Consider the following 13,182-nt stretch of genomic DNA (forward strand, 5'->3'; position numbering starts at 1 on the left):
GGGCGCGCGCCCGGGCCCGGCGGTCGTCGACGAGCAGCGGGTTCTCCCCCTCGCCCCCGCCGCGGCGGAAGACCGCGGCGGCCCGCTTCTCGTACTCGGAGTCGGGGCTCGCGGCGGCCGCGGCGCGCTCCCGGGCGAGCTCGCGCTGGTCGTCGCTGCGGCGCAGCGTGACCATCGAGTAGGCCACCAGGCACACGACCACGGCGACGACGATGAGCAGGAACCCGCCGGAGATGGAATACTGCTCCTCCCCGCCGGGGCGCTGCTGGCGCAGCCAGAACGCGAGCACCGCGTAGAACGTGCCGATCGCCGTGGCCACCCACGCGATCATCGCGAGCGCGGCGCGCCTAAAGATCAGCGTGAGCGGGGTGAACACGCCCACGCCCACGAGCGCGAGGTAGGCGAACACGTACTCGGTGAGCTTGATGTTCGCGTCCCTCGCGGCGGCGGTCTGCGCGACGACGTCGAAGCCGCGCACCCCGGTGACCACCGGCAGCAGCAGCCCCGCGACGTAGAGCGCGACGGCCCCGCCGAGCACGTAGGCCTGGTTGCCTAGCCAGAGGCGCTTGCCCGCGCGGATCTCTCGCTCGCGGGCGGTCTCGTTGTCCTCAGCCATGGGGCCTAGGATAGCCCGCACGAATCGGCCCGCGGGGCGGGCTTCGCCCCGATCGGCGGCATGCCCAGCCCGACCGGCGCGGTGGTCGGGCGCTCGCCCGCCTCGGACATGTCGCCGGCTTTGGTCTTCCGGTGGCTCGCCACGCCGCCGTCGGCGATGAGGAAGTGCGGCGCGGAGCCGGTGACGTCGACCTCGACGACGTCGCCGGGCCGGATCTTCTCGCTGACGCCTGCGGGGTCGAAGTGCACGAGCCGGCCGTCGCGCGCCCGCCCGGAGAGCCGGTGGGTCTTCTCGCCCTTGCGGCCCGGGTCGTTCTGCACGACGAGCTCGACGCGGCGCCCGACGATCTTCGCGTTCTCCTCGGCGCTGATCTGCTCCTGCAGCGCGTGGAGGCGCTCGTAGCGCTCCTGGACGACCTCCTTGGGCACCTGGTCCTCCCGCTCGCCCGCGGGCGTGCCGGGACGCGGCGAGTACTGGAACGTGAACGCCGAGGTGAACCGCGCGCGCCGCACGACCTCTAAGGTCTGCTCGAAGTCCTCGTCGGTCTCGCCCGGAAAGCCGACGATGATGTCGGTGGTGATCGCCGCGTCGGGCAGCTTCTCGCGCACCTCGTCGAGGATGCGCAAGAACTTCTTCGTCCGGTACGAGCGCCGCATGTCTTTGAGCACCTTGTCGGAGCCGGACTGCAGCGGCATGTGCAGCTGCGGGCACACGTTAGGGGTCTCGGCCATGGCGTCAATGACGTCCGAGGTGAACTCCGCGGGATGCGGGCTGGTGAACCGCACCCGCTCGAGCCCCTCGATGTCGCCGCAGGCGCGCAGCAGCTTCGAGAACGCCGAGCGGTCGCGGCCCATCTCCGGGTCGACGAAGTGCACGCCGTAGGCGTTGACGTTCTGGCCGAGCAGCGTCACCTCGGAAACGCCCTGCTCGACGAGCGCCTTGACCTCGGCGAGGATGTCGCCGGGGCGGCGGTCGACCTCCTTGCCGCGCAGCTGCGGCACGATGCAGAACGTGCACGTGTTGTTGCACCCCACGGAGATCGACACCCAGCCCGAGTAGGCCGACTCGCGCTTCGCGGGCAGCACCGAGGGGAACTCCTCGAGCGAGTCGGCGATCTCGACGGCGGCCTCGTCGTTGTGGCGCGCCCTATCGAGCAGCGTCGGCAGCGAGCCCATGTTGTGGGTGCCGAAGACCGCGTCGACCCACGGGGCCTTCTTCACGACGGTGTCCTTGTCCTTCTGCGCGAGGCAGCCGCCCACCGCGATCTGCATGCCCGGGTGGCGCTTCTTCGCGTTCTTTAACTGCCCGAGCGTGCCGTAGAGCCGCCGGTCGGCGTTCTCGCGCACGGCGCACGTGTTGAACACGACAAGGTCGGCCTCCTCGTCGCCGGCCGGCTCGTAGCCGGCGTCCTCCAAAAGCCCGGAGAGCCGCTCCGAGTCGTGGACGTTCATCTGGCACCCGAAGGTCCGCACCTCGTAGGTGCGGGGCCGGGCGCCGGCGCGGGCGGAATCCTCGAGTCGCGAAGTCACGGCGAGAAAGTCTAGGCCCCGGCCGCTAGACCCGGCAAAAGCCCGCCGGTGCCCCGCCGCCTAGCCGTTAGCCCGCCTATCATCGTCGCCATGAGCCACCGACGAGCAGCGCCCCGCCGGGCGGCCGCCTGCGCCGCGGCGCTGGGCGCTGCCGCGCTCGCCGCGGCGTGCGCGCCCGCCGAGGGCGGGTTGCTCGGCGACGTCTCAGACGGCTCGGTGACGGTGGGCACCACCCTGGACGTGCCAGGCCTCGCCGGGCGCGACCCCGGCGGGCGGCTCGACGGGCTCGACATCGCGCTCGCCGAGGAGGTGCTCAAGCGCGTCGCGGACCAGCTCGGCGAGGAGGAGCCGCAGATCACCTGGCAGCCGCTCGCGGCCACCGACCGGGACAACGCGCTGCGCGGCGGGGAGATCGACGTCGTCACCGGGGCGTTCGCCCCCGACGCGGCGGCCAACCCCGCGGTCGCGCTCGCCGGGCCGTACCTCGAGGCGCAGCCCGCCTACCTCGGGCGCGCGGGGGAGCTTTCCGGGCCTGCCGACGCGGCCGGCGAGACGTGGTGCGTGGTCGCCGGCTCCCCCGAGGTCGCCGAGGTCGTCTCGGGCCCCAGGCCCGGCCGCGTGCTCGAGCTCGCGAGCACGCGCGACTGCGTCGAGTCCGTGCGCCGCGGCACCGTCGCGCTCGTCGTCGCGGACGCAGCCCGGCTCTCCGGCTTCGAGCGCCTCGCCCCGGAGTCCCTCGAGACCGGCCGCTTCGACGGCACCAAGCCGGTGGCCTACGGGCTGGCGGTGCACGCCGGCGACGACGACGCGAAGGCCGCGCTCGACCGGGCGCTGAGAGAGATCGAGGCGGATGGCACGCTCTCCCGGCTCGTCGCGGAGCACCTGCCGGGCGCCGAGGGGGTCTCCGCCGCCGCGCCCGGCGAGGAATAGAGGCGGCGGGAGGCTACCCCTCGGCCTCGTCGGCGATCTCGGCGAGGCGCTCGTCGAGGGCCTCGACCGCGATGGGTAGCGCCGCGGACTCTGGGAAACCCCTCCGCGCGAGCACCCCGACGATGCGGCGAAGCTGCTTCACGCGCTCCTGGTAGCCTTCCGGCTCGCTTTTTATCGAGGCGGCCTTCTTCCGCGCGAGCGCGCGGGCGATGTCGTCCTCCTCGGCTCGGCTGAGCTCCTCGAGCGCGTCCGAGCGCACCGCCTCCGAGACGCCCTTGTCGCGCAGCTCCCTATCGAGGGCGAGGCGGGACTTGCCGCGGCGCTGAGCGCGCTGGCGCACCCACTGGCGGGCGAACTCCCCGTCGTCGATAAGGCCCGCGGCCTCGAGGCGGTCGAGGACGTCGTCGACGAGCTCCTCGGGCTCGTCCTTGGCGAGCAGCCGGCGCCTAAGCTCCACGCGCGAGCGGGCGCGCTGGTCGAGCAGGCGCAGCGCCTGCTCGCGGACCCGGGAGAGCTCCTCTTCGTCCCTCTCGGCGGCCTCGGCGGACTCCGGGCCGGCGGCCTGAATCTCCGCGATGGCCTCGGCGAGGCGCGCGACGCGTTCGCTGCGCTCAGACAAGGGGCGTCCTCCTCGGGCAGGGGTTAGCCGGGCGCTAGGCCCCGGCCTTCTCCTCGGGGTCGTCGAAGTCGACGTTGGGCACGACGTCGACCGGCTCGTCGCTTAAGCCCTCGGAGCCCTCGGGGTTCTCCGCGTCGTCCGCATTGGCGTACTCGCCGATGCCGAGCTTGCGGAGGATCTTCTGCTCGATCTCATCGGCGAGGTCGGTGTTCTCCTTGAGGTAGAGCCGCACCTTCTCCTTGCCCTGGCCGAGCTGGTCGCCCTCGTAGGTGAACCACGAGCCGGACTTCTTGATGATCCCGTTCTCGACGCCCATGTCGATGATCGAGGACTCCCGGGAGATGCCCTCGCCGTACATAATGTCGAACTCGGCGGTCTTGAACGGCGGGGAGACCTTGTTCTTGACGATCTTCATCTTCGTCCGGTTGCCGATGGCGTCCTGGCCGTCCTTGAGCGTCTGGGTGCGGCGCACGTCGCAGCGCACCGACGCGTAGAACTTCAGCGCCTTGCCGCCGGTGGTGGTCTCCGGGGAGCCGAACATCACGCCGATCTTCTCGCGGAGCTGGTTAATGAAGATCGCGGTGGTGCCCGAGTTGTAGAGCGCGCTGGTCATCTTGCGCAGCGCCTGGCTCATGAGCCGGGCCTGGAGGCCGACGTGGCTGTCGCCCATCTCGCCCTCGATCTCCGCCTTCGGGGTGAGCGCCGCGACCGAGTCGACGACGACGATGTCGATCGCCCCGGAACGCACGAGCATGTCGGTGATCTCCAGGGCCTGCTCGCCGGTGTCCGGCTGGGCGACGAGCAGGTTGTCGGTGTCGACCCCGAGGTTGCGGGCGTACTGCGGGTCGAGCGCGTGCTCGGCGTCGATGAACGCCGCAATCCCGCCGCCCTTCTGCGCCTCGGCGACGGCGTGCAGCGCGACCGTCGTCTTGCCCGAGGACTCCGGGCCGTAGACCTCCACGACGCGGCCCCGCGGAAAGCCGCCCACCCCGAGCGCCACGTCGATGGCGGTGTTGCCCGAGGAGATGGCGCTCACCGGCGGGCGGTTGTCGTCGCCGAGCCGCATGACCGCGCCCTTGCCGAAGTCCTTCTCGATCATCGACAGGGCCGAGTCGAGGGCCTTCTGCCGCTCGTCCCCGGCGCCCTTCGTCGCCTTCGTCGTCTTCTTCTTCGCTGCCATGAGCCTTAAATTAACCCCCACCTCGGTAGCCGTGAAGCCCGCGCCCGCCGGCCGGCCCGTCGCTAATCGACTGCCCGACCGGCCCGGCGGGATCCACGGGGATTGTAGTCCAGCGCGCCGTAGCGCCGACCATCCTAGCCGAACAATTGTTCTAACGCACGCCGGGCTAGGAGCCCGACTCGTCCCTGCCCAGCCAGCGCTCCTTCGGCACCCGGAAGTCGCGGCACAGGGCCTCCCACACCCGCTTGGGCTCCTCCCCGCCGACGAGGAGCTCCGCCGGGGTGGCGCCGAACTCCGCGAGCACGTGGGTGTCGAGCAGGAACGCCGAGCTGTCCCTGCCGAACTCGTCGTCGACGAGGCGGTGAAACTCGGTGAGTCGCATGCCCGCGATCCTACGCACCCGCCCGGACGAGACCCCCGCGTGGCGTTGAACGGCGTTCAGCTATCATGCCGGCCATGAGAACCACCCGTTCCAACTGGCTGCTCGACATCGTCTACATCGCGGTGTTCGCGGCGCTCATCATCGCGTTCGCGTTCGTCGCCATCCCGGTGGGCAGCGCCGGGGTGCCCATCGTCGCGCAGAACGCCGTCATCATCCTCGCCGGCCTCGTCCTCGGCCCGCGCCGCGGGCTTCTGGCCGTGCTGCTCTTCCTGCTCATCTCGGTGGCGCTGCCGGTGCTCGCCGGCGGCGGGACGCTGATTGCCAAGGGCGGCGGGCCGACGATCGGCTACCTCGTCTCCTACCCGTTCTCGGCGCTGTTTGCGGGCGCGCTCGCCTACGCGGGCCCCGCGCGCAGCCGCGCGGCCCGGCTCACCGGCTCGATCGCCGGCGGCGTCGTGGGGCTTCTTACCCAGTACCTGCTCGGCTCGCTCGGGCTCGTCGCCCGCGGCGACCTCGAGTTCCTCCCGGCGCTCGCCTCGAACGCGCCGTTTATCGTGCCCGACGCCCTAAAGATCGTCGTCGCCGTCGTCATCGCCGTCGGCGTGCACGCCGCGTTCCCCAAGCTCGTCGCCGCGACGAAAAAGCCCAAGGCGGAGCCCGCCACGGCCGCGGCCTAGGGGCTCAACCATCCCCGCCCGCGGCGGCCCCGCCGCGGGCTTTTAGTCATCGTTTCTCACGCTAAGGAAGGGAGGCCCGCCGGGTGGCGCGCATCCGCTTCGAGGGGGTCACCGTCGACTTCGACGGCTTCCGGGCGCTCGACGGCATCGACCTCACCATCGAGGAGCGCCTCGTCGGGATCATCGGCTCCAACGGCTCGGGCAAGTCGACGCTCGCGAGGCTCATCAACGGCCTCAACGAGCCGAGCTCCGGCACAGTCACCGTCGACGGGCTCGACGTCGTCAAGGACGGCAAGAAGGTCCGCCGGCGGGTGGGCTTTATATTCTCCGACGCGGAGAACCAGATCGTCATGCCCAGGGTCGTCGACGACGTCGCGTTCTCGCTGCGCACCCGAGGCGTGCCGCGATCCGAGCGGGAGCCGCTCGCGATGCGCGCGCTCGAGCGCCTCGGCCTCGCGGAGCACGCCGAGTCCTCCCCGCACCTGCTCTCCGGCGGGCAGAAGCAGCTCCTCGCGCTCGCCGCGGTGCTCGTCACCGAGCCCGACGTCATCGTCGCCGACGAGCCCACCGCGCTGCTCGACCTCGCCAACACGCTGAAGATCACCGCGCTGTTTCACTCGCTGCCCCAGCAGATCGTCGTCGTCACCCACGACCTCGACGTGCTTAGCGACTTCGAGCGCGTCATCCGCGTCGACAACGCCCACATCGTCGACGACGGAAAGCCCGCCCGGGTCATCGCCGGCTACCGCGAGGCGATGCTAAGGAGCGCCCGGTGAGGCTCGTCCCCGTCGCCGTGCCGCTCGGCGTGTATGTCAACCGCAAGAGCCCCCTCCACCGGGCCCCGGCGGGCGGGAAGCTCCTCGCGATCGTCGCGTTCATCGCCGTCATCGCTATCGTCACCGCCACGCCGTGGCAGGCGCTCGCCGGCGCCGCGGTCGTCGCGCTCGCCTACCTCGTCGCGCGGGTCCCGCCGCGCACCGCGTGGGGCCAGCTGTGGCCCACCCTGCCGATCTTCGCGTTCCTCGGGGCGGTGCTGTGGTGGCAGTCGGGCCTCGAGGCCGCCGCCACGACGGTGATCATGCTCGCGACCTCGGTGATGGCGGGCTGCCTGCTCACCCTCACCACCCCGGCGATGGAGCTCCTCGACTCCCTCGAGCGGGGGCTTCGGCCCTTAAGACGCGTCGGGGTGCCCGCCGAGCGCATCAGCCTCGCGATTTCTTTAACGCTGAGGCTCATCCCGCTGCAGCTCGCCGCGATCAACGAGGCCGCCGAGGCGCGCAAGGCGCGCGGCGCGGAGGGCTCGCTGCGCGCGCTCGTCGTGCCCGTCATGGTGCGCGCGCTGCGCCGCGCGGAGAACATGGCCGAGGCCCTCTGGGCGCGCGGCGCGGGCGACTCCTAGCGGCGCCCTCCCGCGGGCTTTCGCCGCGGCCGCCAAGAGCGAAAAACACCCCTCCCGCCCGGGGCATCGCCCGGGCGGGAGGGGTGTGGTCGTTAGCGAGGCGGTCTCGGCCTACTCGCCGCGCAGCTCCTTCATGCGCTGCTCGACCGCGGCGCGGTCCACCCCGCCGGGCAGCTCCCCGGAGTTGGAGCTCGAGGTGACCTGCTTCTGCTCGGCCTGCTGCTGGCTCTTCCCGCCGTCGAGCTCCTGGCGGATCTGCTCGAGGCGCGAGTGGCCCGCCATCTGCCGACCGGCGGCCTCGACCTCCTGCATGCGCCCCTCGACGGAGTTCTCCGCGAGCTCCGCCTCGCCGAGCGCGTTCGCGTAGCGGCGCTCGATCTTGTCGCGCACCTGGTCGAGGTTCGGGGTCGCGCCGTCGCTCATCCGGTTCATCGACTGGACCGACTCGGCGACCTTCTCCTGCATCTTCGCCTGCTCGAGCTTGCTGAGCAGCTGGGAGCGCTCGTTGACCTGCTCCTGGAGCTTCTGCGCGTTGCGCTCCACCGCAGCCTTCGCCTGCTCGGCCTGCTTGAGCGCCTGGTCGTGGAGCTGCTTGGTGTTCTCCACGTTCTGCTCGGCGGTCACCAGCTGCGCGGCGAACGACTCGCCGGCGCTCTCGTACTCGGCGGCCTTCTTCTCGTCGCCCTGCGCGCGCGCCTGGTCGGCGAGCTTCAAGGCCTGCTTCGTGTTGCCGTGGAGCTTCTCCACCTCGCCGAGCTGCCGGTTGAGCTGCATCTCGAGCTGGCGCTGGTTGCCGATCACCGAGGCGGCCTGCTGCGAGAGGTCGCGGTGCTGGCGCTGCGACTCCTCCATCGCCTGCTGGATCTGCACCTTCGGGTCGGCGTGCTCCTCGATCTTGCTGTCGAAGAGCGACATGAGGTACTTCCAGCCCTTCTTGAACGGGTTAGCCATAGCTAAAGGGGCTCCTCCTTGGTTGAAGAATCGACAACACTGCCAGCCGGGGGATGCCGCGCGCCGCGGCAGCCGCGCCCGCAGGCGGCGGAACGCGCCGAATGCCTAATCGCGTTATGCCACGTCATTCTAGCAACGCCGCGGACGCCCCCGGCCCCGCCCGCGCGAAGCGCTCTCCCGGCCCGCGCCCGGCGCCGGCGCGGGGGAGGTTCGCCCCACCCGGAATCGGAGATGGGAACAGTCTTTACCCCCGGCGCGTTAAATGAGGTGATGGCTACTGAGACGAACACCCTACAACCCCCGGAGCGCGAGCAGCTGCGTCACCAGGAGCCGCTGCTGCGCGAGGCCCTGGGCGAGGCGCTGCGCGGCGCGCGCGCCGACCGCGGCATCACCCTGCGCGAGCTCGCCGTGCGCGCCAGCGTCTCCCCGGGCTATCTCTCCGAGCTCGAGCGCGGCCGCAAGGAGGTCTCCTCCGAGCTGCTCGCGTCGATCTGCTACGCGCTGCGCGTGTCCGTGCCGCGCATCCTCCTCGACGCCGCCGGCGCGATGTCGCTCGGCGACGCCGCCGAGCGCCTCGCCAACGGCGGGCGCACCCCGGTGCGCGTCTAGCCGCGCCGGACTTTTCCGCCCCGCGGGCGCTGACGTCCCGCCGCGCCGCGTGCGGGCGGGGCTACTCTCCGAGCGACTCGAGCAGGAGCTTGAGGCCCGCCTCGACGGCGCCGGCGCGGATCTCCGCGCGCCCGCCGGGGAGGAGCTGGTCCTCCCCCGCCGCGAGCCGCGCGTCCGAGCCGCCCGGGCCCGCGACGCCGAGCCACACCTCGCCGACCGGGTGGCCGTCCTGCGGGTCGGGCCCGGCCACGCCGGTATACGACAGGGCCCACGTCGCGCCGAGGCGCTCGCGGGCGCCGGCGGCCATCTGCCGGGCGGTCTCCTTGGCGACGGGCCCCTCTGCGGCGAGCTGCTCCTCGGAGACCCCAGCGAGCGTCGCCTTGAGCTCCGTCGCGTAGGTGACGAGCCCGCCGCGCAGCACGCTGCTTGCGCCGGGCACGGTCGCGACCGTCGCCGCCGCGAGCCCCGCGGTAAGCGACTCGCACGTCGCGAGCGTCTCCCCGCGGCGGTTAAGCGCCTCGACGAGGAGACGCGCCGCCGGGTCGATCTGGTCCTGCGCGCCGCTCACTTGGCCTGCCCCTTCGAGGAGGCGTCGTTCTCGCGGCGGGCGTCGACGAGGTACTGCACGCCGGTGACGACGGTGACGACGACCGCGGCCCAGATGACGACCTGCGCGACGACGTCGAGCCAGCCCTCAAGCGGCATGAGCAGCAGCGCGACGCCGAGGGACTGCAGCGCGGTCTTGATCTTCCCGCCGCGGCTCGCGGGCACCACCCGGCCGCGGCGCAATAGAGCCATGCGCCAGATCGTGATGCCGAGCTCGCGCACGATGATGATGACCGTGACCCACACGCTCGTCGCGCCGACGATGTTGAGGCACACCAGCGCGGTGATCATGAGCGCCTTGTCGGCGATGGGGTCGGCGATCTTGCCGAAGGTGGTCACCAGCCCGCGGGCGCGGGCGATATCCCCGTCGAGCTTGTCGGTCGCCATGAGCGCCGCGAAGAGGGCGAAGGAGCCCCACATCCAGCCCGGGTGCTCGTTGCCCCCGGTAAGCACGAGCCACGCGAAGACGGGGATGAACAGGATCCTTAGGCCCGTGAGGATATTGGGCAGGTTCCAGTTCGACGGCGCCGTCTCCGGGGCGTCGCTGCGCGCTGGGGTGTCACTCACACGCGCCACTCTACCCCGCCGGCCGCGGGCCGCGGCCGACCGGGCCGCGGGCGAGCGGCGGCGCGGGAGGCGGCGCTAGGACTTGGAGCCGGCGGCCGCGCTGCGCTCGTCGCGGCGGGCCTCGAGGCGGGTCTTCACCAGCGAGGCGACGACCGTGACGGCGAGGATGCCAGCCACCACCCCGAGCGAGACGAGGTCGGGGATCTCCGGGACGGGCAGCGGCTCGCCGTCGTTGATGAACGGCAGGCTGTTGTTGTGCATCGCGTGCAGCGCGAGCTTCACGCCGATGTAGCCGAGGATGATCGCCAGCCCGTAGGACAGCAGCGAGAGCCGCTCGAGGAGCCCGTCGAGGAGGAAGAACAGCTGCCGAAGCCCGAGCAGCGCCATGGCGTTCGTCGCGAAGACGAGGAACGGCTCCTGGGTGATGCCGTAGATCGCGGGGATCGAATCGAGCGCGAACATGAGGTCGATCGCGCCGATCCCGACGAGCGCGACGAGCAGCGGGGTGACCGCGCGGCGGCCGCGCGAGTCCCTCGAGAGCAGCTTGTCCTCGTGGTAGTCGTCGGTGACGGGGAAAACCTTGCGCAGCATCTTGATGAGCCGCATGTCCTTCGGCTCGGGCTGCGGGGCGTCGCGCACCTCGTCGACGATCATCTTCACCGCAGTGACGACGAGGAAGATCGCGAACAGGTAGAAAACGTCCGACCACGCCTCGATGATCGCCGCGCCGATGAGGATGAACACCGTGCGGAACACGAGCGCCAGCGCGATGCCGATGAGAAGAACCTTCTGCTGGTAGCGGCGCGGGATCTTGAACGCCGCCATGATGAGCGCGAAGACGAACAGGTTGTCGACCGACAGCGCCTGCTCGGTGATGTAGCCGGTGAAGTACTGCACGGCGTGCTCCCCGTCCCACGCCAGCCAGATGCCCCCGCCGAAGAGCACGGCCACCCCGACGTAGAACACGGTCCAGAACGCCGACTCTTTCATGGTCGGGTCGTGTGGGGAGCGCACGTGGGAGTAGAAGTCGAAGACGAAGAACCCGCCGACGATGACGATGGTCACCGCCCAGGCCCACAGCGGCACGGTCATGATGGGTGCAAAACCTCCGGTCGTTGAAGCGTCCCGGGGCCGGCCCTGGCGCGCGGCGGCGCGCCGGGACCTGCCCCGGCTACCGGAGGTCTCCCCCACTCAGGTGACTGGTTGAGCCGGCGCGACCGGGACCTGGCGGCCGGGCCTTCAAGGGGTCGGCGCGCCGAGCGCGCCCGCCTGCCTCGAAGGCCCGCCGCCCGGTGCCGTGCTGACGATCGGCGCCGCGGGCGGGGTACTCCCCTCCTTCAAAGGGATGTCGACACGATGTGTCGGTGCCGTAGCCTAGCACCGCCCGGCCCCGGGCCCCGAGCGGCGCGGCCAGCGCGGGGAAAACGCGCGCCCCGCCGGGGAGCGGCGGGGCTAGACGACGTCGCTGGGCGGGTCGGCGCTCACCGTGCGGGTGGAGTCCCCATCGCCGGGCTCCTCTTTCGGGGCGTCCGCGGGGTCGGCGCCCTTGATCATCCACAGCGTCGTGTCGAGCTCCTCGGGCTTGACGAGCACCTCGCGGGCCTTCGAGCCCTCCGAGGGGCCCACCACGCCCCTGGACTCCATGAGGTCCATGAGCCGGCCGGCCTTCGCGAAGCCGATGCGCAGCTTGCGCTGCAGCATCGACGTCGAGCCCAGCTGGGAGGTCACCACGAGGTCGACGGCCTCCAGCAGGTCGTCCATGTCCTTGCCGATCTCGTCGTCGACGGCCTTCTTCTGCTCCGACTCGCGCTCGTCGGTCACACCCTCGGTGTAGTGGGGCTCGCCCTGCGCCTTCGCGGCGTCGACGACGGCCTGGATCTCCTCGTCGGTGACGAACGCGCCCTGGAGTCGCTCGGGCTTGCCGGCGCCCTGCATGATGAACAGGCCGTCGCCCATGCCGATGAGCTTCTCCGCGCCGCCCTGGTCGAGGATGACGCGCGAGTCAGTCGACGAGGACGTCGCGAACGCGAGCCTCGAGGGAACGTTCGTCTTGATGAGCCCGGTGACCACGTCGACCGAGGGCCGCTGGGTGGCGAGCACGAGGTGGATGCCCGCGGCGCGCGCCTTCTGCGTGATGCGCACGATGGAGTCCTCGATCTCCTTCGGCGCGGTCATCATCAGATCGGCGAGCTCGTCGACGACGCAGACGATGAACGGGTACTCGTGGTACTCCCGCTCCGAGCCCGCCGGCGCCTCGAGGCGGCCCTCGCGCACCTTGCGGTTGAAGTCCTTGATGTGGCGCACCCGCGCGGACTTCATGTCGAGGTAGCGCTGCTCCATCTCCTCGACGAGCCACTGCAGCGCCGCGGCCGCCTTCTTCGGCTGCGTGATGATCGGGGTGATGAGGTGCGGGATGCCCTCGTAGGGGGTGAGCTCCACCATCTTCGGGTCGACGAGAATGAGCCGCACCTCCTCCGGGGTGGCGCGGGTCAGCAGCGAGACGAGCATCGAGTTGACGAACGCCGACTTGCCCGAACCGGTCGCGCCCGCGACCAGGAGGTGGGGCATCTTCTGCACCGACGCGGAGACAAACGAGCCCTCGATGTCCTTGCCGAGCGCGATGAGCGTCGGGTCGGTAGCGGAGATCATCTCCTCGGAGTTGAGGACATCCGCGAGCCGCACCATCTCCCGGTCGCTGTTAGGCACCTCGATGCCGACGGCGGACTTGCCCGGAATCGGGGTGAGCAGGCGGACGTTGTCCGTCGCCGCGGCGTAGGCGAGGTTCGACTGCAGGTTCGTCACCTTCGAGACCTTCACCCCCGGCCCGAGCTCCACCTCGTAGCGGGTGACGGTCGGGCCGCGCTGGAAGCCGGTGACCGCGGCGTCGACCTTGAACTCCGCGAACACGTCGCTGATCGCCTCGATCATGCGGTCGTTCGCCGCGGAGCGCTCCTTGGCGGGCTCCCCGGCGACGAGCAGCTCCGTGGAGGGCAGCTCGTACTCACCGTCCTCCGCGGCGCCCGCGGCGTCCGCGCCGTAGGGGGCGTCGTCGGGCTCCGATTGGGCCGGGGGCTCCGCGGCGGCACGCGCCGACGCGGGGGCGGGCGCGCTCGCCGA

The 13,182-nt window shown here is 71.3% G+C and carries 15 protein-coding genes; 5 read left to right on the forward strand and 10 right to left on the reverse strand.

The window, feature by feature from the left end:
- Positions 1-616: Rv2732c family membrane protein (locus HMPREF9719_RS00335; RefSeq protein ID WP_004599954.1), on the reverse strand; the 616-nt coding region annotated here is incomplete at its 3' end.
- Positions 617-621: 5 nt separating this feature from the next.
- Positions 622-2,145 carry a tRNA (N6-isopentenyl adenosine(37)-C2)-methylthiotransferase MiaB gene (miaB, locus tag HMPREF9719_RS00340; protein WP_004601825.1) on the reverse strand — a complete coding sequence of 508 codons (1,524 nt, stop codon included), beginning with the start codon at positions 2,143-2,145 and terminating at the stop codon, positions 622-624.
- 90 nt (positions 2,146-2,235) lie between these two features.
- On the opposite strand from miaB, the gene HMPREF9719_RS00345 reads away from it, so the two are divergent.
- Positions 2,236-3,075, forward strand: a complete 840-nt coding sequence (locus HMPREF9719_RS00345; protein ID WP_004599956.1) for a transporter substrate-binding domain-containing protein — start codon at positions 2,236-2,238, stop codon at positions 3,073-3,075.
- A 13-nt stretch (positions 3,076-3,088) separates the two neighbouring features.
- On the opposite strand, the gene HMPREF9719_RS00350 is transcribed toward HMPREF9719_RS00345, so the two are convergent.
- The 3 genes from HMPREF9719_RS00350 to HMPREF9719_RS00360 all read right to left on the reverse strand — a co-directional run bounded on the left by HMPREF9719_RS00350 (position 3,089) and on the right by HMPREF9719_RS00360 (position 5,256).
- Positions 3,089-3,694, reverse strand: a complete 606-nt coding sequence (locus HMPREF9719_RS00350) for a regulatory protein RecX (protein ID WP_004599957.1) — start codon at positions 3,692-3,694, stop codon at positions 3,089-3,091.
- Between the two features lie 34 nt (positions 3,695-3,728).
- Entirely contained in the window at positions 3,729-4,874 is a 1,146-nt protein-coding gene (gene recA / locus HMPREF9719_RS00355) for a recombinase RecA (RefSeq protein WP_004599958.1), read from the reverse strand.
- Positions 4,875-5,040: 166 nt separating this feature from the next.
- Positions 5,041-5,256: a DUF3046 domain-containing protein gene (locus HMPREF9719_RS00360; RefSeq protein WP_004599959.1), complete on the reverse strand. Its 216-nt coding sequence runs from the start codon at positions 5,254-5,256 to the stop codon at positions 5,041-5,043.
- A 65-nt stretch (positions 5,257-5,321) separates the two neighbouring features.
- Here HMPREF9719_RS00360 and HMPREF9719_RS00365 point away from each other — a divergent pair, with 65 nt between their 5' ends.
- The 3 genes from HMPREF9719_RS00365 (at position 5,322) to HMPREF9719_RS00375 (ending at position 7,332) form a co-directional block, all read left to right on the forward strand.
- Positions 5,322-5,933, forward strand: coding sequence for a biotin transporter BioY (locus HMPREF9719_RS00365; protein WP_004599960.1), 612 nt, complete (start codon positions 5,322-5,324; stop codon positions 5,931-5,933).
- An 83-nt stretch (positions 5,934-6,016) separates the two neighbouring features.
- Entirely contained in the window at positions 6,017-6,709 is a 693-nt protein-coding gene (locus tag HMPREF9719_RS00370) for an energy-coupling factor ABC transporter ATP-binding protein (RefSeq protein ID WP_004599961.1), read from the forward strand.
- Entirely contained in the window at positions 6,706-7,332 is a 627-nt protein-coding gene (locus HMPREF9719_RS00375) for an energy-coupling factor transporter transmembrane component T family protein (RefSeq protein ID WP_004599962.1), read from the forward strand. The genes HMPREF9719_RS00370 and HMPREF9719_RS00375 overlap by 4 nt, the downstream gene beginning before the upstream one ends.
- A gap of 111 nt (positions 7,333-7,443) precedes the next feature.
- On the opposite strand, the gene HMPREF9719_RS00380 is transcribed toward HMPREF9719_RS00375, so the two are convergent.
- Positions 7,444-8,283, reverse strand: coding sequence for a PspA/IM30 family protein (locus HMPREF9719_RS00380; protein ID WP_004599963.1), 840 nt, complete (start codon positions 8,281-8,283; stop codon positions 7,444-7,446).
- A gap of 270 nt (positions 8,284-8,553) precedes the next feature.
- On the opposite strand from HMPREF9719_RS00380, the gene HMPREF9719_RS00385 reads away from it, so the two are divergent.
- Positions 8,554-8,892 (forward strand): helix-turn-helix domain-containing protein, encoded by a 339-nt coding sequence (locus tag HMPREF9719_RS00385; RefSeq protein WP_038075135.1) that lies wholly within the window; start codon positions 8,554-8,556, stop codon positions 8,890-8,892.
- A gap of 61 nt (positions 8,893-8,953) precedes the next feature.
- On the opposite strand, the gene HMPREF9719_RS00390 is transcribed toward HMPREF9719_RS00385, so the two are convergent.
- The 4 genes from HMPREF9719_RS00390 to HMPREF9719_RS00405 all read right to left on the reverse strand — a co-directional run.
- Positions 8,954-9,460 (reverse strand): CinA family protein, encoded by a 507-nt coding sequence (locus HMPREF9719_RS00390; protein WP_004599965.1) that lies wholly within the window; start codon positions 9,458-9,460, stop codon positions 8,954-8,956.
- A complete protein-coding gene (gene pgsA, locus HMPREF9719_RS00395) occupies positions 9,457-10,065 on the reverse strand; it encodes a CDP-diacylglycerol--glycerol-3-phosphate 3-phosphatidyltransferase (RefSeq protein ID WP_004599966.1) in 609 nt (202 codons plus the stop codon). The genes HMPREF9719_RS00390 and pgsA overlap by 4 nt, the downstream gene beginning before the upstream one ends.
- A gap of 75 nt (positions 10,066-10,140) precedes the next feature.
- Positions 10,141-11,157 (reverse strand): TerC family protein, encoded by a 1,017-nt coding sequence (locus HMPREF9719_RS00400; protein ID WP_004599967.1) that lies wholly within the window; start codon positions 11,155-11,157, stop codon positions 10,141-10,143.
- Between the two features lie 360 nt (positions 11,158-11,517).
- On the reverse strand, positions 11,518-13,182 hold a 1,665-nt coding region (locus tag HMPREF9719_RS00405; RefSeq protein WP_004599968.1), incomplete at its 5' end, for a DNA translocase FtsK.

This window comes from Corynebacterium otitidis ATCC 51513, assembly GCF_000296405.1.
Taxonomy (GTDB): domain Bacteria; phylum Actinomycetota; class Actinomycetes; order Mycobacteriales; family Mycobacteriaceae; genus Corynebacterium; species Corynebacterium otitidis.

What these genes read in the sequence shown, in the direction of transcription:
- HMPREF9719_RS00345 (WP_004599956.1), top strand. Translation starts at nt 2,236, where the DNA reads ATGAGCCACCGACGAGCAGCGCCCCGCCGGGCGGCCGCCTGCGCCGCG.
- recA (WP_004599958.1), bottom strand. Translation starts at nt 4,874, where the DNA reads ATGGCAGCGAAGAAGAAGACGACGAAGGCGACGAAGGGCGCCGGGGAC.
- HMPREF9719_RS00360 (WP_004599959.1), bottom strand. Translation starts at nt 5,256, where the DNA reads ATGCGACTCACCGAGTTTCACCGCCTCGTCGACGACGAGTTCGGCAGG.
- HMPREF9719_RS00365 (WP_004599960.1), top strand. Translation starts at nt 5,322, where the DNA reads ATGCCGGCCATGAGAACCACCCGTTCCAACTGGCTGCTCGACATCGTC.
- HMPREF9719_RS00380 (WP_004599963.1), bottom strand. Translation starts at nt 8,283, where the DNA reads ATGGCTAACCCGTTCAAGAAGGGCTGGAAGTACCTCATGTCGCTCTTC.
- HMPREF9719_RS00385 (WP_038075135.1), top strand. Translation starts at nt 8,554, where the DNA reads ATGGCTACTGAGACGAACACCCTACAACCCCCGGAGCGCGAGCAGCTG.
- HMPREF9719_RS00400 (WP_004599967.1), bottom strand. Translation starts at nt 11,157, where the DNA reads ATGACCGTGCCGCTGTGGGCCTGGGCGGTGACCATCGTCATCGTCGGC.